This is a genomic window from Enterococcus sp. DIV1083b (assembly GCF_051713705.1).
Taxonomy (GTDB): domain Bacteria; phylum Bacillota; class Bacilli; order Lactobacillales; family Enterococcaceae; genus Enterococcus_D; species Enterococcus_D casseliflavus.
Map to the genome: position 1 here is coordinate 2,785,454 of NZ_JBIOQJ010000001.1, position 22,072 is coordinate 2,807,525.

20 protein-coding genes are annotated in these 22,072 nt (G+C 41.5%); 1 reads left to right on the plus strand and 19 read right to left on the minus strand.

Annotation, left to right across the window (positions count from 1 at the left end; all coding sequences use genetic code 11):
* Window positions 1–55: 55 nt before the first annotated feature.
* The 16 genes from IGI69_RS13025 to IGI69_RS13100 form a co-directional block, all read right to left on the minus strand.
* Complete coding sequence (locus IGI69_RS13025; RefSeq protein ID WP_438741098.1) at window positions 56–1,390, minus strand: hypothetical protein; 1,335 nt, start codon at window positions 1,388–1,390, stop codon at window positions 56–58.
* A gap of 156 nt (window positions 1,391–1,546) precedes the next feature.
* A complete protein-coding gene (locus tag IGI69_RS13030) occupies window positions 1,547–1,888 on the minus strand; it encodes a PTS lactose/cellobiose transporter subunit IIA (protein WP_010749921.1) in 342 nt (113 codons plus the stop codon).
* 1 nt (window position 1,889) lies between these two features.
* On the minus strand, window positions 1,890–2,189 hold the full coding sequence (locus tag IGI69_RS13035; RefSeq protein ID WP_010749922.1) for a PTS sugar transporter subunit IIB: 300 nt from the start codon (window positions 2,187–2,189) through the stop codon (window positions 1,890–1,892).
* A 28-nt stretch (window positions 2,190–2,217) separates the two neighbouring features.
* A complete protein-coding gene (locus IGI69_RS13040) occupies window positions 2,218–3,483 on the minus strand; it encodes a PTS sugar transporter subunit IIC (RefSeq protein WP_438741100.1) in 1,266 nt (421 codons plus the stop codon).
* A 15-nt stretch (window positions 3,484–3,498) separates the two neighbouring features.
* Window positions 3,499–4,284 (minus strand): tyrosine-protein phosphatase, encoded by a 786-nt coding sequence (locus IGI69_RS13045; protein ID WP_422704789.1) that lies wholly within the window; start codon window positions 4,282–4,284, stop codon window positions 3,499–3,501.
* 3 nt (window positions 4,285–4,287) lie between these two features.
* Window positions 4,288–6,168 carry a BglG family transcription antiterminator gene (locus IGI69_RS13050; protein ID WP_015510271.1) on the minus strand — a complete coding sequence of 627 codons (1,881 nt, stop codon included), beginning with the start codon at window positions 6,166–6,168 and terminating at the stop codon, window positions 4,288–4,290.
* Window positions 6,169–6,572: 404 nt separating this feature from the next.
* The gene (locus IGI69_RS13055; protein ID WP_311776546.1) at window positions 6,573–7,439 is read right to left on the minus strand and encodes an IS3 family transposase; all 867 of its coding nucleotides are present in this window, start codon (window positions 7,437–7,439) and stop codon (window positions 6,573–6,575) included.
* A 26-nt stretch (window positions 7,440–7,465) separates the two neighbouring features.
* A complete protein-coding gene (locus IGI69_RS13060; RefSeq protein WP_438739694.1) occupies window positions 7,466–8,158 on the minus strand; it encodes a transposase in 693 nt (230 codons plus the stop codon).
* A gap of 82 nt (window positions 8,159–8,240) precedes the next feature.
* The gene (locus IGI69_RS13065) at window positions 8,241–9,266 is read right to left on the minus strand and encodes a LacI family DNA-binding transcriptional regulator (RefSeq protein ID WP_005234088.1); all 1,026 of its coding nucleotides are present in this window, start codon (window positions 9,264–9,266) and stop codon (window positions 8,241–8,243) included.
* 3 nt (window positions 9,267–9,269) lie between these two features.
* The gene (locus IGI69_RS13070) at window positions 9,270–11,396 is read right to left on the minus strand and encodes a glycoside hydrolase family 65 protein (RefSeq protein WP_422704788.1); all 2,127 of its coding nucleotides are present in this window, start codon (window positions 11,394–11,396) and stop codon (window positions 9,270–9,272) included.
* Window positions 11,383–12,219 carry a carbohydrate ABC transporter permease gene (locus IGI69_RS13075; protein ID WP_005228472.1) on the minus strand — a complete coding sequence of 279 codons (837 nt, stop codon included), beginning with the start codon at window positions 12,217–12,219 and terminating at the stop codon, window positions 11,383–11,385. The genes IGI69_RS13070 and IGI69_RS13075 overlap by 14 nt, the downstream gene beginning before the upstream one ends.
* 5 nt (window positions 12,220–12,224) lie before the next feature.
* A complete protein-coding gene (locus IGI69_RS13080) occupies window positions 12,225–13,133 on the minus strand; it encodes a carbohydrate ABC transporter permease (RefSeq protein ID WP_005228471.1) in 909 nt (302 codons plus the stop codon).
* Between the two features lie 61 nt (window positions 13,134–13,194).
* Window positions 13,195–14,472: a sugar ABC transporter substrate-binding protein gene (locus IGI69_RS13085; RefSeq protein WP_422704787.1), complete on the minus strand. Its 1,278-nt coding sequence runs from the start codon at window positions 14,470–14,472 to the stop codon at window positions 13,195–13,197.
* An 11-nt stretch (window positions 14,473–14,483) separates the two neighbouring features.
* The gene (locus IGI69_RS13090; RefSeq protein ID WP_438741105.1) at window positions 14,484–16,811 is read right to left on the minus strand and encodes a glycoside hydrolase family 65 protein; all 2,328 of its coding nucleotides are present in this window, start codon (window positions 16,809–16,811) and stop codon (window positions 14,484–14,486) included.
* 51 nt (window positions 16,812–16,862) lie between these two features.
* Window positions 16,863–17,156 carry a hypothetical protein gene (locus tag IGI69_RS13095; protein ID WP_118215072.1) on the minus strand — a complete coding sequence of 98 codons (294 nt, stop codon included), beginning with the start codon at window positions 17,154–17,156 and terminating at the stop codon, window positions 16,863–16,865.
* Entirely contained in the window at window positions 17,134–17,547 is a 414-nt protein-coding gene (locus tag IGI69_RS13100; RefSeq protein ID WP_213356892.1) for an RDD family protein, read from the minus strand. The genes IGI69_RS13095 and IGI69_RS13100 overlap by 23 nt, the downstream gene beginning before the upstream one ends.
* Before the next feature lie 226 nt (window positions 17,548–17,773).
* On the opposite strand from IGI69_RS13100, the gene IGI69_RS13105 reads away from it, so the two are divergent.
* Window positions 17,774–18,991 (plus strand): amidohydrolase family protein, encoded by a 1,218-nt coding sequence (locus IGI69_RS13105; RefSeq protein WP_438741107.1) that lies wholly within the window; start codon window positions 17,774–17,776, stop codon window positions 18,989–18,991.
* Window positions 18,992–19,073: 82 nt separating this feature from the next.
* Here IGI69_RS13105 and IGI69_RS13110 read toward each other — a convergent pair whose 3' ends face one another.
* From IGI69_RS13110 to IGI69_RS13120, 3 genes are read right to left on the minus strand one after another with little or no spacing between them, the layout of a single operon-like run.
* Window positions 19,074–19,883: an alpha/beta hydrolase gene (locus IGI69_RS13110; protein ID WP_010749929.1), complete on the minus strand. Its 810-nt coding sequence runs from the start codon at window positions 19,881–19,883 to the stop codon at window positions 19,074–19,076.
* A gap of 10 nt (window positions 19,884–19,893) precedes the next feature.
* A complete protein-coding gene (locus IGI69_RS13115) occupies window positions 19,894–21,360 on the minus strand; it encodes an alpha-L-fucosidase (RefSeq protein WP_016608389.1) in 1,467 nt (488 codons plus the stop codon).
* Entirely contained in the window at window positions 21,357–22,013 is a 657-nt protein-coding gene (locus tag IGI69_RS13120) for an SGNH/GDSL hydrolase family protein (RefSeq protein ID WP_010749930.1), read from the minus strand. The genes IGI69_RS13115 and IGI69_RS13120 overlap by 4 nt, the downstream gene beginning before the upstream one ends.
* Window positions 22,014–22,072: the final 59 nt, after the last annotated feature.

Sequence of the window (22,072 nt, forward strand, 5' to 3'; positions counted from 1 at the left end):
CTACTTAACATTCTCTTTGTCGATTACACCGAATCAACTCCAAATCATTTCTCCATCATTTTTCTTTACGATTCCTACGAAATACCACCAGTCCGCCTACTAGCAAACAGAGTACTCCTGCAATCGAGCCCCATTTTGCTGGCTCTAAAAAGCTTTGGATCCTTGAGGTCTGATTCGTTGCCGTCGTTCCTGATAGCTGAAACAAGAAAGCCAACGGCTGATGTTCAAAACGAAGAATGACAAACAGGAGTGTCATCAAAAGAAATTGATGTACCAGACTCCCTTTGCTTTGTGTGGCATACTTGGCTAAACTCTGCTGTTCAATTGCTTCCGGTTTTGCCGCCAGATACTGTTTCGTGAGCCATTGATTCAATCCCGCATTAAAGAAACTAATGACAAATAAACTTATTGGGATCAAAAGATCGCTGCTAAATAGAAGAACACCAACCATCAATCCAAGCAAATACGCCGGTACTAACTGTTTTTCTAGCAAGCGTGCGAGTTTTCCTCCGAGAAACATTGCGCCAAAAAGGCCCAGTGCATAAGGCAAGTAAACGTGAGTACTGAGCGCTTGTGCCCCAAATCGACCGGTAACATAGACCGAGCCGAAAAGAAAAAGAAAGTTACCGATCACTCCCCGAATAAAGGTGAGGATGTTCAAGTGAAGCGGCTGTCTCCACGACTTACTGCGTTTCGTTAAAGTGATCAGTAGCAAAGCAAAGAGAAACAAGAAACCAGTGATCGCCCACTCAAAGAGGGCATTCGACTTGATCAGCCTGGCTGCTCGCAAGCCAAACAGTAAGAGAAAGAAAAAGAAATACAACAAAAATTGCTTGTTGAATAACTGGTTGCGCTGCATCAACGGTCTTTTTGGGAGGTTGTTGAAGGTTTGACTACTCTTAGCCGCCAGCACAAAGAGTGCAAAATAACTGCCAAATAGGCCAACGCCTTGAAGGTCATCAGGCAACCGTAAGGCAAACAGTAAAACCAAAAGAAAGAACAGCGCCTCCTTCCAATCATTTTTCAGCGGCTGTTCAGTGAGCTTGGCTTTTTGGCGTACCATCAGGTCAGCTGGCGGCAACCAAGAAGCACTGATCCCCAACAAACCAGCAGCTGGCAAGAGTGCAGCGCTCCACCAAGTGCTCAAGATACCTACCAATGCGCCGGCGCCGCCGATCAAGACACTGGCTGCTAAAAGCGATGGTGCGAAAAGCGCCGTAAGCGTCTGTAAGAAAAAGACCCCTGTCATGCGAAAGGTATAAAAGAGCGCAAAGGCTAATGCTGCACTTAGCGACTGCTCTTTGCTCAAAGATAAGAAATAAAGATACGGGATGATCGTGATCGTATTGCTGATGATCAAAAGTGCGGTATGGGATTTGAAAGCTTTCATCGTCCGACTCCTTGCCTTGATTTAAAGTTCCATCTTTCTTCTATCCTACACTTTCAAGCAATCCTGTCAACTTGCGTGTCAAATTTAAGCAAAAAGAAACCAAGTGTGTTGTCAAAAGACTGACACTTCGTTTCTTTTTCTTATTGCGATTTTCGGTTAGGAGCCAGTAGACTGAATCGTTTGCTTAATTGCCTGAATTTCTTCATACAACCCTTGAAACTCTTTTGCAAGCTCACTCATGATATCTGCGCTCATCAAAAGATCTTCCGCATGACTTAATAGTAAGGACATCCAGACTTTTTCCCCTTGGGCTTCTTGTTGAACTAACTTCCGATGTGCCAAATGGGCTTCATGATAATGTTCTTTTCCTTTTTCGATTGCTTGCAGTGCAGCCAGATTTTGGGCTTCTCTTCCTTTTTGAATACTTTCAAAAAAGCAACTCCTTGCCATACCCGCTTGCGAAATAATCTGAAAACAAATTTGTTCTTTTTCTTCCATTCTACTCTCCTATTAGTTCAAGTGCTTGTTCCAATGCTTTTTTTCCATCCATCATGCCATAGGTGCGCATGTCGATACTGGCTGCTGGACAAGCAACTAAGCCTTGGACTTCATTTAATCGGTAAGAAACTTGCGGTCCTAACAGTACGCAATCAGCATCTTTTGCTGCAGTCGTTACTGATTCAATGGAGAACGCATCGATCGCCACCGTTTCTCCTTTTTCTTGCGCTGCTTTTTTCATATTATTTACTAAGACACCAGTAGACATGCCGCCAGCGCAAACTAATACTATTTTTTTCATCATTGTTCCTCCATTTTCTCGTTATTTGTTACTCAACGACTGTCGCTTGGGTTTGCAGATTCTTTTCTTCAGCTAGTGCCGCTTTGTCTTGCAGACGCATAAAAGGGATATAGATGAGGACACATAAGACAAATTGAATCAATTGTGCAATAATCCCTTGCCAGCCATTCACTAAGAAGCCACCGAAAATAATCGGAAATCCAGTTGGGATATTGACTCCATTGTGATAAGGCAAAAAGCCCACAATTGTTAAGAGATATGCTGACAACACGGAAACAGCCGGTGTTAACATCAAGGGAAGCAGCATTCTGATATTCATCACCTGAGGAATCCCAAATTTGATTGGCTCAGAAATACCAAACATGGAAGGGATCAAACCAATTTTACCAACAGCTTTTAGTTGCTCTGATTTGCAGCCAAAAATAGCCAGTAAAGCGACTGCAAATGAACGAGCCCCGCGATTGTTCAAAATAAAACCAATCGTAAACAAATGTGGTAATGCTTGACCGGCACTGTACGCCGCCAGATTATCAAGTCCTGGTTGGTAAAAGACCAGCATCAAGATCGGATAAACAGCCAACACTCCGTGAATGCCAAAGAACCAAAGAAATTCGATAAAAGCCACAATGATCATGCAGGCAAGAATATTCGCTCCTAGCAAGGTCAGTGGAGCTTGTACCCAAGTATAGATCATATCTGTCAGCGTGCCATAAGGGGTTGCCGCCATGCCCACGTAGATGATGCCCATAATGGCTGAAACAATAATTGCTGGCACGATCGCTGCAAAGGATTTGTTGACGATCGGCGGTACCGAATCCGGCATTTTGATCATCAGATTCTTCTGTACACATAAAATGTAAATTCTGGCACCCAACAATCCACCAAACATGGCGACAAACATCCCACCGGAGCCAAGGGTCGACAACTCCATCGTACGGGTTTCTTCTAAAGTCGAAATCGGACTCAAGATCAAAAATGAGACCAAACTCATGATACCGGCATTTAGTTGATCCGCATTTAAATGTTCGGCTAATTTATAGCCAACTAGAAAGGCGACATAAACGGAAACGACATCGATCGTCATCGCGTTGACTTGGGTTAATAATGCTTTCAAACCAATTTGTTCCATTATCTGTTGCGTTGCCCCAATGTCGATCGCATTGATCAAGGAAGCAATAGAACTGATCATCATGACGGGCATTAAGACCATCATTGCATTGGCAATGGCTTTCATATAAATATTGTTTTGTACTTGAACGGCTGCAGCTAGTATTTTATCTTTCAGTGTATTCATAAGGTCCTCCTTCACTTAATCCCGCAAGTATTTATCTTTAAGCAGCTGGATTTTCTGCTGTGAAAAACCCAGTTCTTCTTTTACATACGTTTCAATCCCCCCATGAGCCTCAATCAAATCCAAAGCGGTTTGTAAAAAACACCGATCAGCTTCTTTGAAGTATCGCATTGCTGCCACAAAATCGGGGTTGTTCGTTTCTTCTTGTATCTGCTTGAGACTCTTGGTATTTTTCTCCCTTTTGTACTCGTTGGTCAGCAGATAATCTTCCATGACCTCTTCATAACTGACACCCAACAGTAACTGAATCAGGGCAACCCCATAACCGGTGCGGTCTTTGCCACCACGGCAGTGCTGAACCACTGCACCTTCAGCTTCCAAATGAATGTCCAATACTTCTTTAAAAACGGTCTTGCATTGACTGTTTTCAACAAATTCATAATTTTGCCGAATCATCAATTCTTTTGCAACTTCGGCGGTGATTTTTTCTGCAGAAAGCGCCATTGGCTCCCCTTCTTCTGAAGAAGCTAAAGCAGCAATATCAGCAATTGGCGTCAAATAGAGTATCTGAGCATTCCCAATGGGTTTGTCTTCATTGTCTGCTCTTTCTTGGGCATTGCGGTAGTCAATAATTTTCTCAATTCCCAGAGCTGCTAATTTTTTCTGATCAGCTTCTGTCAATTTGCTCAATTCGTCTGAGCGGTATAGTTTTCCAGTCACTACGTATTTGCCCTCTTTGGTCCGATAGCCGCCAAAATCGCGAAAATTATACGCACCTTCTAAGGTTACTTTTTCATTTGTCATACACTACTCCTTTAAATAATTAATGAACGTCATAAAGTCCGTTGTCGCAGCTAGTTTGTTTACTTTATCCAACGAAGAACATTGTTTGATCAAATGATCATTCAGCGGTTTCACTTTTAAGTGATCTTGTTCAGCAATCACTAATAAGAAAACGAGACGAACCGACTGTTTGTACCAAAACACTGGCTTTTTCAAGTTTGCAACAGCAATCACCGTTTCTGAACCAATCAGTGCATTGGGATGAGGGAAAGCGACCGACGGTAAGAAATCGGTTCCAAAAAAGGCTTCTCGCTCAAAAACTAATGTTTCAAAATTCTCAGGCATTGAATACTGTTCTTTGATTTGTTGACATAAAAAATGCAATACCGCTTCTTTTGTTTCAAATTCTTGTTCACAGATGAATAATGATTCCTTAAAGTAGTTCAAAAGCACTTCTTCTGTGAAGACAGCGGCCAATGCGGCTTCGATCTTTTTGATCATATCCGGTTGCATAAAATAATCAACATTCATAACAGGAATCGTTCCTTCGTAAGGAAGCGGAATCGAAGAAAAGATGAAATCGAACTCCTGCTCTTCGATCATTTGCAAAAATTCATATTGATTGCATACCGTGACTTTCTTGATATAATTGCGAAAATAAAACTCAAATTTCTCTTTAAGGAAGGTATTGGCCGCTCGGCCTAGGTCATTGACCACTAAAATATACTTGCGCTGTGTTTGCGAATTTTTCTTATTTAAAGCCACATCAAAGTGCATCGCCAAATAGCTGAGTTCATGATCACTGATGGTCTTTTCAAATTGCTTTGCAATGACTTGACCGGCAATGATGGCTAAATCATAAGCGACATTACAGTGTACCTTCACCTCATTCAACAAAGGATTTTTCAGCTCGATCCCCAATTCGATCCGATCGATCAGCGGAGCAAAGTGCAACATCAACATCGTTTGCAGATCCAAGTCTTTGCTGAAATCGATTTGGCGGCTTTCCTTGATCGCTTTTAAAATTTTGCTGACCAATTCTGCTGCTTCATCTGAAACAGTCATCTTTTCATTTCTAGGGACTACTCGTTTACCAACGATTTGCCCTAAAACATAATTTCGCTCGTATTCGGTAAAGTGTACAGCACATTCTTTTTCAATTCTGGCTATGATTCGCTCTCCTAGTAACGTCTGTTCATCATTGGTCCTGCCGCTGATTGGCAGATTTCGATCCAAGTAGCGGCCGCTTTGCATGCGTAAGACAGCGATCGCTAAATGATTCACCAGATTGTTCAAAATAGCCTCCGACATGGGGTAGGCTTTTTGCGAAAACTCCGACGAAACGATCGCTTTTATCTGCTGATGAAGAAGCGACGGTGTATCTTCGCTGATTGTGCCCTCTTCTAACTGCTTGATATGGGTTCTTTGCAAATAATTACTAGCCATAAACCGTCTCAAGTCAAATTCGCTGCCGCTAAGTTTCATTCCGTAATACGGCTTCGTTTGAATGGAGAGCTGGTAATGGCTTAGTATCCGTCGCAGCTTTTTCAATTCTTGAGATAGCTTACTCTGAGAAATGAATAAGCGTTCGCAAAGCATTTCGGACTTAATATACGTTTCTTCTTGAATAAAGAATTCAATAATTCTAGAAACAAAGTCGTCATTGTGTGACGCTTGTTCTTTCCTTCGCTGAAAAGCTTCTTCGTTCGTTATTTGTAAATACAACCCACTCCCTTTTTTCGCTTGAATCATACAACCGTATCGTTCTTGATGCTGGTTGATTTCTTCTGCATAACGGCGAACGGTTTTCCTGCTAACACCCAACTCGGCAGCAGCCGCTTTACTCGTCATAAAACCGTCATGCTTCGAAAGTGTTCTTAACAACAATAGGCTTAATTTTTCCATCTCTCTCTCCCTCGCTTACTAGTTTAGAGTCAAACTCAAGCAACCTCCATAGGTATATCTTCCCTTTCATTAAGGGAAATTTCTACAAGAAGTTGCTTGACTTGTGCTTTGCTTCTTATGAAAAAAACGAATGGTCGTGACTTTCACTTTGTTGTTGCCACATATGACCGACCAATTTGTTTGAGTTTTCTTCTCCACAAAAAAAGACATGATCTTCACTCAATGATGCTGGGCTCCCCGTCAAGTGGACAATGAAATAGAATAAAATTATTTTGACGACTGTCTACCGAAATTCGGTAGGCAGTTTTTATGTTTTTTACTTTGTTTAACCTCAACTTTGCTCGACTGGCCTCCTTCTTGGTTAAGCGGATTTATTCTATTCGCTTGTCCAAGAGGGGGAGTGATTAAGCTGCCATTAATAATTCTTGATGAACTTGGATCGGTGTTTTGCTCTTCAAACATCGTTGATAGCGACCATTGTTGTAATAGTTCATGTATTTCTCGATCATTTCAACGAGACTTTCTCTACTGATAAACTTTCGCCGATAATATTTTTCTCGCTTAAGCATTCCCCAGAAGCCTTCCATTGGACCATTATCGGTACAACGGGCGACACGAGACATACTCTGCTTCATTTTCGCTTTCTTTAGCTTTGTGCAAAAAACTTTACTTGTATATTGAAATCCGCGATCGCTATGAAATAGCGGATGAGCGGTTGGTTCGGCGGCGACTGCTTGATCGAAGGTATCAAAGACTAATTTATTGTCATTTTTGTCGCTGATGACAAATGAAACAATGCGACGATCGGCGAGATCGAGAATAGCGCTCAAATAGATTTTCTTCACTTCGGCCCCTTCATAATACTTGAATTCACTCACATCTGTTAGCCATTTTTGATTCGGTTGATCCGCATAGAACTTTCGATTCAAATAATTTTTCGCAATATGATACGGAGTCTTGGATGCCTTAGTGATACTATTGCCTGAATGCTTGATGGTTGATTGGATTTGAAGTTTGCGACAGATTCGAAGAATACGCTTGTCATTCACTTGAAAGCCATAATCATTCACGAGATCTTCACAGATTCTGCGATATCCTTTATCGTTGTCTGCTTCATAAATATAACGAACAAGGTCTGCCAACTGTTCATTCAATACCACTTCAGGCAGTTTGGGATTTTTTAACCAACGATAATAGGCCGATCTTGTGACATGGAGCAGGGTACACATGGTGTTAATTGGATAGCTTTTTGTCTCGTGCAGCTCTTTGATCGATTGGTATTCAAACGTATGACGAACTAATTCAAATCCCGCCTCCTTTCTAACTCGCTGACTTTTTTTAACAGGTCATTTTCCATTTCAAGCAACTTGATCCGTCGTTCTTGTTGAGCCAGTTTATCGCGCATTTCTTCTTCGGGTGTTCTGGCAGGTTTACTTCCCGCTCGTTGCCCTCGACGGTCTTCTAAGCCTTTTTCTCCCATCTCGTCGTATTTCAACACCCAGTTCCGAACTTGTTGGTAAGAGACTTGGTACTGAATTGCGGTTTTCCCATAGTCTCGACCGTTGATAATACAGTCATGCACAATTTTAATTCGTTCATTCAATGTTGTTTTTCTGGATTTACTCATTCTACTTCCACCACTTTCTGATTTGAAGTTTCTATGAGTATTATATATCTTTAACCAGTCTTCTAATTGTTTTTTGTTACGAAGCCCGTATTTCTTGGCGACAGCTCTTAAGCTACCATATGTTCCAGCTAAATAATCATGGATCGCATTCAGTTTCAACTCTGTTGAGTATGATTGATTCCTTTTTGTAGGGAGTAAACCTGTGGGTCCTTCATTCTCATAAAGAGTGATCCACCTTTCTATCGTACTGAAACTTACTTGTGCTTCTTTGGCCAGGCTGTTTATGCTAGCTTCATTTTTTAAAGCTCTTTCTACAAAAGCTAGCCGTTCTTCTGAACTTAATTTCATTTTTCCTCTAGACATACAAACTCCCCCTATATAAGCCACTTTATATTTCAGTGTCCTATATAGGGGGAGCATATCATGAAGGTCATGTCTTTTTTATTTAGCGAACCTCGCTGATTTTCTCTACCGACTGTCGCACTTTTAATTGATGGGGACTAATTTTTCGATGGCTCGTTTCTGCTTGATTGGTGATGATGTCTGCTAGTAATTCAGCTGCTTCATAACCGATTCGTTCCATATCTTGGGCAACGGTTGTTAATTCAGGCGTTACGTAGCTAGCCAAAATAATATCATCGAACCCGATGACCGAAATATCTTCAGGAACCCGCAAGCCCATGTCTTTGATTCCTCGTATCGCTCCGATTGCCATAATATCACTAGCACAGAACAGTGCAGTGATTTCTTGATTATTTTCTAACAGATTTTTACAAATCAAATAGGCAATTTCTTCTTCATAGTTGGCGTACTGAATATACGACTCATTCACTAACAAGCCATGCGCTGCCAAAGAAGCGCGGTAGCCTTTTTCTCTAAGTTCACTGACATTGGCATCACGACTCCCGTTGATCATGCCAATTTGTCGATGATTATTGGCAATCAAAAAATCCACAGCTTCTTGCGCCGCTTTTTCATTGTCAATCGAAACCAAGCCGATCTTAGGATTGTCGATTTCCATATCAATCAGAACTGTCGGCAAAGAGGTTTGCTGTACTTCCTGGTAGTAAGGATCGGTGGTTTTTAACCCTTGGATCACTACACCAGTGATATTGTGCTCATTGCAGAACTGACTAAACGTCTTTTGCTTTTGTTTCTCAGTACTTGTCCCATAAAAGACAAACTCAAAATCTGACTGATCCGTATAACGATAGACCCCATTCAACACTTCCAAAGGCATCGTTGATTTTCGGTTGAAATTCAACTCATTTAAAATCAAGGCGATGGTTTGTTGTTTCTTGGAAGACAGTGTCCTTGCTGCCATGTTTGGGGAATAGTCTAATTCTTTCGCTATTTTTAAAATTTCTTGCTTGGTTTGCTGGTTGATATCACTATACCCGTTAAAAACTTTGGATACAGTCGCTATTGATACACCGGCTGCCTTTGCCACATCGCGAATCGTTGTTCGCATTTGCTATCTCTCCTTTATCCAAATACCACCATCAGTCTTCGTAGCGAGCAATTGGGTTGTCTCCGCTAACTGACAGTCAATATCGCGATCCTTTAAACTGATTTTAACAGGTTCTCCTTGATAAAAGAGCGTAAATTTTAGTTCTTTTATTTTCTGTGGCAAATGATTCGCTAATCGCAGGCCTTGATCGTAATACAACCCTGCAAAACCGTAAATCAAGCTCAGCCAACTTCCCCCCATATTTGCTGCGTGAATGCCATCGACAACATTTTTTTGGAGATCCGTTAAATCCATCAAAGCCGTATCCATAAAATAACGATAGGCTTTTTCAGAATCCCCAATTCGACTCGCCATCACGCTAAAAATAGAACGAGACAAGGAGGAATCATGCGTCGTCACTTGTTCGTAATAGTCATAATCTTTTTTTAATTGCTCAAGACTGAAGTCTCCTGTATAGAGCATTTGGGCTAAAACCGTATCGGCTTGCTTACAGACTTGATGTTTGTAGATGACCATTGGATGATAATGCAGCAGGAGAGGATACTTTTCAGCAGGTGTAGTTTCAAATGGCCAGACTGCTTGTTCTAAGAATCCATCGTCTTGCTTCGTAATCCCTCGCTGTTCATCGTAACCAAAGTACATTAAGTCGGCTGCTTGCTGCCAAGCACTAATTGTTTCTTGGTATTTACCATACCGCTGTGCTAACTCAATGGCATAATATAGATTATTTTGAACCATTTTATTCGTATAAAAATTATTATTAACAAGGGCACTGTACTCATCAGGTCCAGTCACTCCATTGATGCAAAAGGCAAGTTTGCCCTCTTTTTCTACTAGATCGCCATAGCTCAACCAGAATTTCGCCGTTTCAAAAACAACATCACTACCCACGGTTTCAATGAATCTCTCATCACCTGTCACCCGTTCATACAATTGGAATGCATACACGATATCCGCATTGATATGAACTTGAGCGGTTCCCGCTGGATAGTAAGCACTTGTTTCATGTCCGTCGATTGTCCGCCAAGCAAATAATGCTCCCTCTTGCCCTAGCTCCTGCGCCCGTTGTTTGGCTTGTGGTAAGATGTTCCCCCGATAAGAAAGTAATGCTTTGGCAATTTCAGGATTCGTAAAAATAAAAAACGGTAAAAGGTACATTTCCGTATCCCAGAAGTAATGACCTTCATAGCCTTCCCCCGTCAATCCTTTGGCCGCGAAATTTGTTCTACCATCTCTTCCTGCTCCTTGATTCAAATGAAACAAATTGAATCGAATCCCTTTTTGAAGAATTGGGTCTCCTTCGATTTGAATATCACTGGCTGCCCAAAAATGCTGGTAGCTTAGTTGTTGCTCTTGCAAGAGAACTTCAAAATCGGCTAACTCTTGTTTAAAAGGTGTTTCGGGATTTTGATTATCTTCAAGTAATTTCATTTGGAAAACCGTCGTAAGCGTATCTTCTGCTTGTAATTGCTTTTCGCCATTGATCACTCGAATTGCTATGCTTCGTTGACTAGTTTCAGCGGTCCAAATCGCATAATCCTGATAATCAGCTTTTCGTAAGCGATGCGCTTTACTGGCAACCCGAGGATCATCTGTTTGAACAATTGCTGCTTTTTGTTCCATCGGGTGTGTCATGGAAATTGGCTCTGAGAAATTTGTGTTTTTAATCTGATAATGACAGATGTAAAGCTCACTTCGTACCATTGAGGCAAAAGACTGCATCACCAATTCAAAAGTTTTACCCAGTGGCGTTACTACTTTATAGGATTCATCCAACACGCCTTTTTTCAAATCTAAAGTCATTTTTATAGGCTTTATTTGCCATTCTGAAGCACTAGAGTCCTCGTCACCAATCTGTAAGCGCACGCCTCTTAGATTTGGCAGTTTGATGATCGTCTGATGCTCTTTGGCATAGCCATACGCCCATTCACCGTATTGAATCGGCTCACTATCAAAAAAACCGTTAACAAAGGAGCCCGGATTTCCCGCATAGCGCTCATTAACTTTTAAAGGATGCCCTGCCCGCACGCCAATTTGACCATTACCAACTGCAAACAATGTTTCTAGGTACTCAGGTGTTTGATGAGAAAGTTCCTCTGCACTTACTTTAAACGAATCATTTTTCGCCATCCATTCGCACTCCTTGTAAGAAATATTTATTGAACAGCAAATAAATGATCACAATGGGAATGATCGTGATCACACTTGCCGCCATCGTCTGATCCCATCGTACACCACCATTTCGACTTTGGAAAGTCTGCAACCCTAGAGTCAAAGTATATTTACTTGGCGTAGTCAAATATAGCATTGGTTTCATGAATTCATTCCAAAAGCCCATAAAAATAAAGACAGCTTGTGTCGCGATCGATGGTTTTGCTAATGGCATCACGATACGAAAGAATGTTTGAAACCTTCCCAAACCATCGATCGCAGCAGCTTCTTCCACATCTTTAGGAAACGATAAAAAGAATTGGCGCATCATAAAAATATTCCCGATATTGATGGCAGCCGGTAAAATCAAGGCCGAAAAGCTATCTAACATCCCTAGATTCATCAAGATCAGGTAGTTGGGAATCAACAAGACTTGAGCTGGTACCATCATCAATGCCAAAAAACCATAGTAAATTCGTTCACGTCCTGGAAAATTTAACCTTGCTAACGCATAACCAGCCATCGTATTTAATAAAATATTGATGGTCGTTCCAATAACCGATATGATCACGGAGTTTAAAAACCAGCGCATAAACAAGGAGGAGCGCCCTAAGACATAACGAAAATTGTCTAGAGTAAACTCATTCGGAATCAAGCTCATATCTCCAGAAACAATTTCTCTATAAGGTTTGAAGGATGCAGCGATTGCCCAAATAAAAGGATAAAACGTCAACACTGCATAAAGAATCAAGATTATATAGAGAAGGATTTTCAATAGTTTTGTTTTCTCTTTTCCTTTCATTGACGTTACCCTCTTTCTTTGTTCAATTTTTCTGCTAGAAGTGATGTAGTAAAAATAATGATTGCCAATACAATCGCTAATGCAGCCGCATAGCCCATCGTGTTCATTTGTCCAAAGGCGTATTGGTAAATCATTAGTGACAAGGTCAGAGTCGAATTGTTGGGTCCTCCTGATCCGTTCGAGAAGATATACGCCTGATCAAACATCTGAAAGGTACCAATGATGCCCGTCAGCAATACATAGGTAGTGATTGGTCTTAGATAAGGAATCGTAATATATCGTAATTTATCCACGGTTGTCGCGCCATCGATCTCCGCTGCTTCGTACAACGAATGAGGCAGATCAACTAAGGAAGCCAAATAGATCGTCATATAATAGGGCACGGTCGACCAAATATTCATCACCATAATCACTTTCAACGCATAGGCCGGTTCTTGTAAAAAATTGATTGGTTCTGAGTAAAATCCTAAATTCATAAATAAGTCATTGACTGGACCGTAAATATTAAAAATAAACATAAAGATGATCGTCAACGCTGAACTAGAAGTTAGAGTCGGTAAAAAATAAATCATCCGAAACAATTTTTTCCCTTTGATTCCTCTGCTACTTAAAATATACGCAATGATCAAAGCAAAAATCGTTTGTAATGGAACGACGACCAACGCGAAAGTGGCCGTATTTCTAAGTGCGATTCGTGCTTTTTGATCGGTAAAGATACGTACATAATTCTCTATCCCTTTAAAAGAAAACGTATTGGTAAACAAATTGACATCGTTGAATGATAGATAAAAAGCAAAGAGAACAGCTAAGACGAAAAAGATTCCTACGACAATAATTGCTGGAGCCAGAAAGAGCCACGCCTGTCGGATTTCTTGCCATTGGCTTTTTGTATAGTTGTGTTTTTTTCGTTCCATCGTGTTGTCACCTTTCTCCAAAGAAAAGAGGGAGGGTCTCCCCCCTCTTTATAATATCTGACTAGTTTGCTGTAATATCCGCATTCGCTTGATCATCGGCAGCTTCCATCGCTTCTTCAAAGGTCATGTTTCCATTCAAAGCATTAGGTAAAAAGTTTTGATACGCTTTGTTGATGGTATCTAGAGTGGTTCCATTTTGCCAAATCGTTGCATAATTCCATGCCTCTAAGTGAACATTCAAGTCACTATTTTCAGTGATTTTCGCTGCATCTGCAACATCTTGGCGACTAGGCAAGGTTCCTGTCCCTTCTACCCAAGCTTGCATACCACTTTGTCCAGTAGCGTGTTGAATCCACTTATCTGCCAAGGCACTTTTTTCAGTCCCAACATATTTTCCCCAACCGACAGAAAACATCATTGACCCTTCCGTTCCTTTATACGTTGGCATTTCTTTTACAACAAAAGGAATATCAGGAAATTCTGTCTTCAGTGTCTCATACACCCAGTTTCCTTCATCCATGATCGCAATTTTTCCAGAACCAAAAGCTTCGCCGTTCCAACCTGTTCCGATATCTTGCGGGGTAACCGCTGCGTTCGTATCGACCAATTCTTTTAAAATTGAAAGATTATCAACTACTGCTGGGTCAGCCAAATTAGCCGTCCCGTCTTCATTGATTGGTTGAGCATTTTCACGCGTTGCAAGATGGTAGTTACGAGCCATATCTTGGTTATAACTCATGGCAAAAACATTCCCTTCACCATAAGCTTCATTGATTTTTTCTTGAAACGATGGCAGCCATTCGACATACGCTTCAAGAGTGTCTGGTACTTCATTGATCGATACACCAACTTCATCAAAAATCGCTGTATTGAAATAGAGTGCTAAAGTTGACATATCTTTAGGAACAGCCTGCAGTTGTCCATCCGAGGTTGTAAAAGCATCGATCAAGCTATCATAAAACTGTTCACTTTCAAAATCAGCCGGATCCAATTCTGCAAGTGTGCCGTTCTCCGAGAACCATGGGAACATATAGGCATCCACATAAAAAACATCAGGTGCAGTTCGACCTGCCATATCAGCTTGAATTTGGGTGTTATAATCGGTATATACTTTCTTTTCAACTGTAGCACCCGTTGCTTCTTCAAAAGATTGGATCATTTCATCCAACGATTTTTCTTCCGCCTCATTTCCACCCCAAACACCGATCGTTAACGAATCCCCCGTGAAATCCGTTTGATCTGTCGAACTACTGGTGTCTTCGTTCCCGCCACAAGCTGCCAGCAATGCTGCTACAGACAATAGAAGCCCTGTTCCTACTACTTTTTTCCATCCAGTCATTTTGTTTCCTCCTAAAAATTGATTTTGATTTGTTCTTTAAGCTGATAAACTTTATCAAAAGCGATAAACTCGATCGCTTGCTCCCCATGGTTAGTGACCGTAAAACCTTCCTGTGTGACTTCGATCCGTAATGGCTGTTGGTGCCACATAATACCAAAATCAAGTGCTTCCCAAGCCTTTGGTAAATGTGGTTCAATTCGTAACTGGCCGTCTAAACAACGCACGCCCCCATAACCGAAGACTGTCATTTGCCAAATCCCACCGAGTGATGCTGCATGGATCCCTTCATTGGAAGACAGCATATTCTCCCCCATATCGATGTTGATCGCTTGTTGAAACAGGTCATAAGAAAGTGCTATTTCCCCTAAATCAGCAGCGAGGATGGCATGTGTCGATAATGACAAGGAGGAATCATGGAGCGTTTTTGGCTCATAGTAATCCCAATTCAACCGTTTCTCTTCTTTTGGAAAAAGGTTCTCAAATAAGAACAAGAGCAAGAGGACATCGGCTTGTTTTGATACTTGCATTTCATTGACTTGTTCTAAGTTATACTCATGGAACAAGGTGCCTACTTGCGAATCATTTTTATACTTGGTGAGATCGATTTCTTTTTTCGACAAATAGGTATCGTCTTGTGGAATGATTCCTACTTCATTCGGCTGTGGTAAATAAATTGCAGCTACTTTCGCTTGCCATTCTTGATACGCCTCATTTAACGACAGTTTTTCCGACAGTTTCCCAAAAAGTTCCGACTGGTTCTTTTTCAGCTCATCATATAATGAGATTGCCAATTGAATGTTCCAGTGCGCAGTATGATTCGTGAATGCATTATTATCGACATGCTCCTTATATTCATCTGGTCCAACGACGTCTAGAATTTCATAGCGTTTGTTTTCTTCGGACCACTCTAAACGACTCGCCCAAAAAATCGCCGTATCAAAAATCACTTCATAACCTTTTTCCCCCGCGAATTGTTGATCATTCGTTACATCGATAAATTGCTTGATGCCATAAGTAACATCACTGGTAATATGCTGTTCAATAAACCCTGACCAAATTTTTGTTGGTAAGCCTGTGATAATATCCGCAGCGCCCCAAACTGGCGTAGTTTCACCATCTTCAGGCCAAGCAGCTTCCCACGGAAATTGGGCGCCTTGATAGCCGTTTTCAGCAGCTTTTTTGTGGGCACCAGCCAAACCTAAATAGCGGTAAGTCACTAGTTTTTTGGCGATTTCTGGGTGTGTGAAGGTAAAATAAGGCAACATAAAAATCTCAGTATCCCAAAATGTATGTCCTTTGTACCCTTCTCCCGACAGGCCTTTGGCACCTATGTTCATGCGTTCGTCATGGGCTGGTGTCATCACATGCAGGTGGTATTTCGCAAAATGAATCGCTAGTTGATCTAGTGGGTTCTCTGTCTTAATGTTGATTGGAAAAAGGGACCAAACTTCTTTGTCCCATGCCGCGGCTGAAGCTTTTGCTAATTCCTGATAGCCGTTTTTACGAATCTCTTTTAGCTCTTCAAGAGCAATCCTCTTCAACTCTTGTGGTGATTTCCCTAAATATTCTTTATCGATACTGGTATAAACAGAAGAAAACTTCTCAATCTTTAACATCTCATTTGCGGCTAACGTTTGCCAATAACGATTGTAGATTTTTCGTCTACCCATCTCGATCCGTTTCTTGGTTTCATCATAGCAATCTACTGTTTTTTCTAAATTATGTGCTGTCGAAAGAACAAAGGCGATGTTAGATTGAGTGGTCTTTGGCATCATTTGTAAAAATCGATTATCGACGAGTGATTTGTCTCCTTCAGTAAAATGCTGCGAACCACTATTTGTCATCTGTCCATCAATACCAGAAATAATTTCCAACGTGACTTCTTTTCCTAAATTCTTGATCATCACTTGTTGCGCAAACACATGCTTTTGTGCAAAGGAAACACATCGCTTAAAGGTCAGTTCGACATTGATCTGACCATGCTTCCATTGAAAGGACCGCGTTAGTTCCCCTGTTTTCAGATTTAAGCAACGTGAATAGTTTGAATAAGTGCCTTTTGATAAATCTAATCGTTTGCCATCAAAAAGGAGTTCCATCCCTATCATATCAGGTACATTGGGCAGCTCAGTCACTTCATTTTCGTCGAATTTATTAAAGGTTCCTGCGACAAAAAGATTACGGGTTTCACCAACATATTTCTCTTCTGTGGCAGAGCGCATCCCCAGATAGCCATTGCCCAAGCACATAATCACTTCTGCCTTGCCTAACCATTTTGTATCAAAGGCCTTTTCCGTAATTTTCCATGGGTCTTCTTTTAAATACTGCATTGCTGTTTCCATTTTTTCCTCCTAGATCTTAAGAAAACGTTTTAGTTTCTTTCAAAAATTTTTTTATTTATAAAAATAATTATTGGACCGAAATAAAAGCACAATCAAGCCCATTAAATAACTACCAATTACTAGAACAATTGCTGCGTTAAGAAAAACAAATCCTACGATTAAGTGAAGTGGCGCATAATAAGCATAATCTCTAATTATTTTTGCGGCTTGGTATTCGTTTCGCCACTTCCAAGCAATAAGACTCGCACTAGCCCAGGCAAGAACAACTAACAAAAACAGAGCTTGTGTATTGATTTCTACTAAAGGATTTCCAGCTAACAATTCATCGAAGGAGGTTTCGCTCATAGTGATCATTCTCCTCTTTCTTATTAAATCCCACCGTACTCTGTCCTAATATATCGTGTAAAGTTTTTTTCGTACCCAAATAGACTAAGAAAGAACCAATGAAAAACAACCAACCGATCATTGGCAAAAAGTAGAGCAATTTTGCTACTTCCCTCATCCCCACCGTTAGTAGATTACGCTGATTCGTAAAAACAACAAGTTTCGCAAAATGCTTTCCAATCGTTTTTCCTTCAAAACTACTCAAGCAAACCATGTTGTAGACCACAAAGAGCAATTGAGGCAAAACAATAGTTATTCCAGCAGGCACCATTAGCAGATAGCTAAGCATTGTACTAGGAAGAAAAATAATTATTCCATCAATTAAAAATGCTAGCAATCTTAAGATCAGCATAAGTACCCTCCTTTCGAAAACCTTTTCGTTACATCCACATATTACCAGACAATTTTTCTCTATTCAAGCGTTTTCACAAAAAAATTCCGAGAAAATTCCTATTACCAGAGAGAAAAATAGCTATATTGCTAAAACGTTTTAGTTTGTCTGTTTTTTTGCAAGCGATTTGATTGGGAACCAGCCGCGGTTATGATACCATGAAGCAAACACGAAAGAAGGCGATTTCTTGGATTTATGGCTTACAAATGTACAACTTGAGACGAGTTATTTAAAAGAAGGCGACTGGTCTTATGGAACCAAAACAGAAAATACAGCAATCGGGATCAATGATGGAAAAATAGCGGAGATCGTGCCGATGTCCGAATGGCAGGCAGCAAGCGGAGCGACGATCATTGATGGGGAAAATCAGTTATTGTTGCCAGGATTGATCGAAAAACATTGTCATTTGGACAAAAGTAAATTAGGTACTCCTTGGCGTCCAGTAACGCCAGCAGCTAGCTTGGTGGAACGATTTGAAACTGAGATTCCCCAATTAGATGCCTTACCGTTATCGATCAAAGAACGCGGACAAGCGCTGATTGATTTAGAACTACCTCACGGTGCGGTGATGTTCCGCTCACATATCGATATTGAACCAATGACTCAGCTGCGTTATTTTGATGCGATCACTGAATTCGTTGCCGAACAGCCTTTTGGTTCAGAGCTGGTCTTATTTCCCCAACATGGCTTGCTGCGCTCAAATGCAGCTTCTTTGATTGAAGAAGCCTTAGCAACGGGCAAAGCTTCTTATATTGGCGGTGTTGATCCTTATACACTCGATCAAGATTATAAAACTTCCTTACGGACAACTTTTGAACTTGCTCAAAAAGGGCATGTCGGTATTGACCTCCATCTTCATGATCGGCAAGAAGCTGGCAGAGCGACCGTCAAAGAAATGATTCGTTTGACGAAGGAATTCAATATGCAAGGAAAAGTAGCGATCAGTCACGCCTTTGGTCTAAATGACTTTGAGGGAGAAGAACGCAAAGAAGTCTTTCAAGACTTAGCAGACTTAGAGATCCATATCATTTCAAGTATTCCCATCAGCCCAAGAACGATCCCGCCACTGAAGGAATTGCAAAGCTATGGCGTGGCTGTTCATATCGGTTGCGACAATGTCTATGATTCTTGGTCTTCTCTTGGTGACGGTTCTTTACAAGAAAAGCTGGCGCGCTATTTAGAGATTTTTGCCGTCAAAAGTCAGGAAGACTTGACGCAAGCCCTAGGTCTGGTTACTGATGGCAAAGTGCCCTTAGATAAAAACGGTGCGCAGCAATGGCCTAAGGTTGGTGATTCGGCTGATTTCTTGCTGACACCAGCTGCTTGTACGGCAGAATTCGTTGCCCGCAAAGGCTTCGTCAGCAAAAGTTTTTATCAAGGAACAGTTGTCTTTTCAGCTGAATAAACTATCTGATAACAACGAAATGAAAAGCCATTGTCTGAACTCAGCAGACAATGGCTTATTTCTTTCGATCATTAAACGTTTCTCAAAAATTCCATTTTACCCAATCAGCAAATAATTCTGGCCAACGGACAACCGACGCTTCGATCCCATGTTGATCGCTGTTGGCGGTTTCTGGCGTTCCTAAACTTAACCCGTGACCGCCCCGAGGGAAAATGTGTAGCTCATAAGGTATATTAAATTTGCGCAGCTGTTCGGCAAAAAGGAGGCTGTTTTCCGCCAAGACTAATCCATCTTCTAACGTATGCCAAAGAAACGTTGGTGGTGTCTGTTCATTGACTAAAGTCTCTAAAGACAAGGCGGCTTTTTCTGTTTCGTAACGATCTGCTAATAATGAACGGAAGGAATCTTGGTGCCCAAGTTCTCCACTAGATAATACTGGGTAGCTCAATAGTAACCCGTTAGGCCGCCATTCTTCATTGGCTCCTTGTAAAGCCTCTGCTAGAAAAGGTTGCTGCCAAGACACACCCAAGTTAGCAGCTAAATGGCCACCAGCTGAAAAACCAGCAACGATGATTTTTTCAGGATCGACGTGCCAGGTGTCATGATTGGTGCGGACAAGACGAACGGCAGCAGCCAATTCCTTTAAGGCTAACGGATAGACAGCCGGTTTGATACTATAATGCAACACAAAGGCTTGGAAACCAAAGCTCATCATTTTGATGGCGATAGGTTCCGCTTCTCGATCCGACAACATTTCATAGCCGCCGCCAGGACAGATGATGACAGCTGGTCGGACACGATCTGGTTCCATTTCAGGAGAATTTTCGATGACATAGGTAGTTAAACTTGCTTGGCTTTCTGGTAAAAGTGCAGATCTTTTTTCATGTATCACGGGTTGCGCCTCATTTCATTGTAATTTTATAGACAATTGGTTGGTCGGTTTCAATTGGTTCAAAAGTTAGTTGCAAGCCTTCATCGGTCACTTGCCAATCAACAGGCTGTTCTTCGTATCCTAGAATCGTGACGGTTTTGATGATGCCGTGAAATTCTGGCAAATTTTGGTCTTTGGATTGTGCCAGTGCTTGGATCCTTGCGTGTCCATTCTCAGGACTTGCCATGCCAATCGCATACAACGCATCCCCCTGAACCGTAAAGCGGAAATCCTGGCTCGTGTATGTCGTCGCCTGTGCTTCTTGAAATTGGCCCGAAACTACGGTCGTGGGCCCTTCCCCTGCTTTGCGCCATGGTTTCGCTTCATAAATGGCTTCACCATTTACATCCAGCCACGCACCGATTTCTTTTAAGATCGCTTGATCTTTTTCTGGGATCGAACCATCCCCTTTCGGCCCGATATTCAAAAGGAGATTGCCGTTTTTACTGACGACTTCGATCAAATCCTGTAAAATCTCACGTGTTGTTTTATAATCCAATGTCGTGGTATAGCACCATGAATTACGAGCGATTGCTGTGTCTGTTTGCCAGTAAAAAGGTTGTGGTTCGGCAAATTTCCCCCGTTCAATCTCCACGATACCGCTACCAAACATCATGGCATCGTGCTTGTAGCAAATACCAACTTGTTTGCCCCATTCAGCCCCACGATTGTAATAGTAAGCAGCGAAAAGTTGCAAATGCTCCTTGAAGGCTTCATGTTGGATCCACCAATCAAAATACAGCAGCTCTGGTTGATAGTTGTCGACGAGTTCACAGGTTCTAAGCAGCCAATCATCTAAAAATTCTTTTGACGGGTATGGCTCGCTAAAGAGACTTTCATGGTCTGGCTCTGGCATCGCTGGCCAGTAAAAGTCGCCTTTTGCCAACGGCTCCTTGATATCACTGTCAAAATCCTTACCGTGTCCCATAAAAAACCAATGTTCGGCACGATGAGATGAGGTACAAAAATGCAGGCCTTGCTCCTCTGCGGCTTCTTTTAGTTCCCCAAGAATATCTTTTTTCGGCCCCATAACTGACGCATTCCATTCAGACAGTTCGCTTTTATACATCTGAAACCCGTCATGATGTTCTGCAACGGGAAAAAGATAATTGGCACCGGCTTGTTTGATCAAGCGAATCCATTCATTTGCATCAAATTTATCTGCGGTAAACATCGGAATAAAGTCTTTGTAGCCAAAGTTTTTTTGTGGACCATAGGTTTCAATATGGTGATCATATTCTGGATGGCCTTTGATGTACATATTTCTTGAATACCATTCATTGTGAAAGGCTGGAACACTGTACAGTCCCCAATGAATGAAGACCCCAAATTTTGCTTTGCGGAACCATTCCGGTAGAACAAAAGCGCCCAATGACTGCCAATTTGGAAAAAAGGGGCCTTGATGTGCGACTTGCTGGATCGTTTCTACTGTGATCATTGTTTTTCCTCCAAAATACCGACTGTTTCCAGCCATGTTTTTGCAATCAACACATGTCCTGCAGTCGAGGGGTGCACGCGATCACTGCTTAAGACATAGGATGATTGATAAAGCAAAAAATCATCAAACTTTTCCTGCGTATCCCCTAAAAGGATACCATACTCTTGCGCTACTTTGGCAAGCACTTGTTGGTAATTGGCAAGCATTTTTCTTAATGGATCTTCTTTGTTGGCTTCAACCATAAACGGGCTCAAAAGAATCATCCCTTTGACATTTGGCAAGGTCTGCTCGATCAAATCACGCAGCTCTGATTCAAATCTCTCGATCCCCACTAGTTCCGTTTGAGCAAAGGTTCCATCAAAATGCCGCCACACATCATTCACACCGATCATGATCGTTACCCAATCTGGATGAAATGCCAACACATCATCCTTCCAGCGCTTCTTCAAATCGACAACCGTATCCCCACTGACACCCCGGTTGACGATCATTAATTCCATTTGCGGGAGTAATGCTGTGGTATAGGCGTTGATCAGATGAACATAGCCGTCCCCCCATGAAGACCAACCTGCGGGTATCGCTTGATAATTTCGATTGCTATCTGTGATCGAATCCCCCATAAAAAGCAAACGATCTTTTTTATCCACTATCATTGTTTTCCTCCTTAAAGAAAGAAGACTGATCCGCTGGTGCTGGATCAATCTTCTTAAGT

Bases quoted from the DNA above. Each gene is read 5' to 3' on its own strand.
- IGI69_RS13025 (WP_438741098.1), bottom strand. From the start codon at position 1,390: ATGAAAGCTTTCAAATCCCATACCGCACTTTTGATCATCAGCAATACG.
- IGI69_RS13030 (WP_010749921.1), bottom strand. From the start codon at position 1,888: ATGGAAGAAAAAGAACAAATTTGTTTTCAGATTATTTCGCAAGCGGGT.
- IGI69_RS13035 (WP_010749922.1), bottom strand. From the start codon at position 2,189: ATGAAAAAAATAGTATTAGTTTGCGCTGGCGGCATGTCTACTGGTGTC.
- IGI69_RS13040 (WP_438741100.1), bottom strand. From the start codon at position 3,483: ATGAATACACTGAAAGATAAAATACTAGCTGCAGCCGTTCAAGTACAA.
- IGI69_RS13045 (WP_422704789.1), bottom strand. From the start codon at position 4,284: ATGACAAATGAAAAAGTAACCTTAGAAGGTGCGTATAATTTTCGCGAT.
- IGI69_RS13050 (WP_015510271.1), bottom strand. From the start codon at position 6,168: ATGGAAAAATTAAGCCTATTGTTGTTAAGAACACTTTCGAAGCATGAC.
- IGI69_RS13060 (WP_438739694.1), bottom strand. From the start codon at position 8,158: ATGTCTAGAGGAAAAATGAAATTAAGTTCAGAAGAACGGCTAGCTTTT.
- IGI69_RS13065 (WP_005234088.1), bottom strand. From the start codon at position 9,266: ATGCGAACAACGATTCGCGATGTGGCAAAGGCAGCCGGTGTATCAATA.
- IGI69_RS13070 (WP_422704788.1), bottom strand. From the start codon at position 11,396: ATGGCGAAAAATGATTCGTTTAAAGTAAGTGCAGAGGAACTTTCTCAT.
- IGI69_RS13075 (WP_005228472.1), bottom strand. From the start codon at position 12,219: ATGAAAGGAAAAGAGAAAACAAAACTATTGAAAATCCTTCTCTATATA.
- IGI69_RS13080 (WP_005228471.1), bottom strand. From the start codon at position 13,133: ATGGAACGAAAAAAACACAACTATACAAAAAGCCAATGGCAAGAAATC.
- IGI69_RS13085 (WP_422704787.1), bottom strand. From the start codon at position 14,472: ATGACTGGATGGAAAAAAGTAGTAGGAACAGGGCTTCTATTGTCTGTA.
- IGI69_RS13090 (WP_438741105.1), bottom strand. From the start codon at position 16,811: ATGGAAACAGCAATGCAGTATTTAAAAGAAGACCCATGGAAAATTACG.
- IGI69_RS13095 (WP_118215072.1), bottom strand. From the start codon at position 17,156: ATGAGCGAAACCTCCTTCGATGAATTGTTAGCTGGAAATCCTTTAGTA.
- IGI69_RS13100 (WP_213356892.1), bottom strand. From the start codon at position 17,547: ATGCTGATCTTAAGATTGCTAGCATTTTTAATTGATGGAATAATTATT.
- IGI69_RS13115 (WP_016608389.1), bottom strand. From the start codon at position 21,360: ATGATCACAGTAGAAACGATCCAGCAAGTCGCACATCAAGGCCCCTTT.
- IGI69_RS13120 (WP_010749930.1), bottom strand. From the start codon at position 22,013: ATGATAGTGGATAAAAAAGATCGTTTGCTTTTTATGGGGGATTCGATC.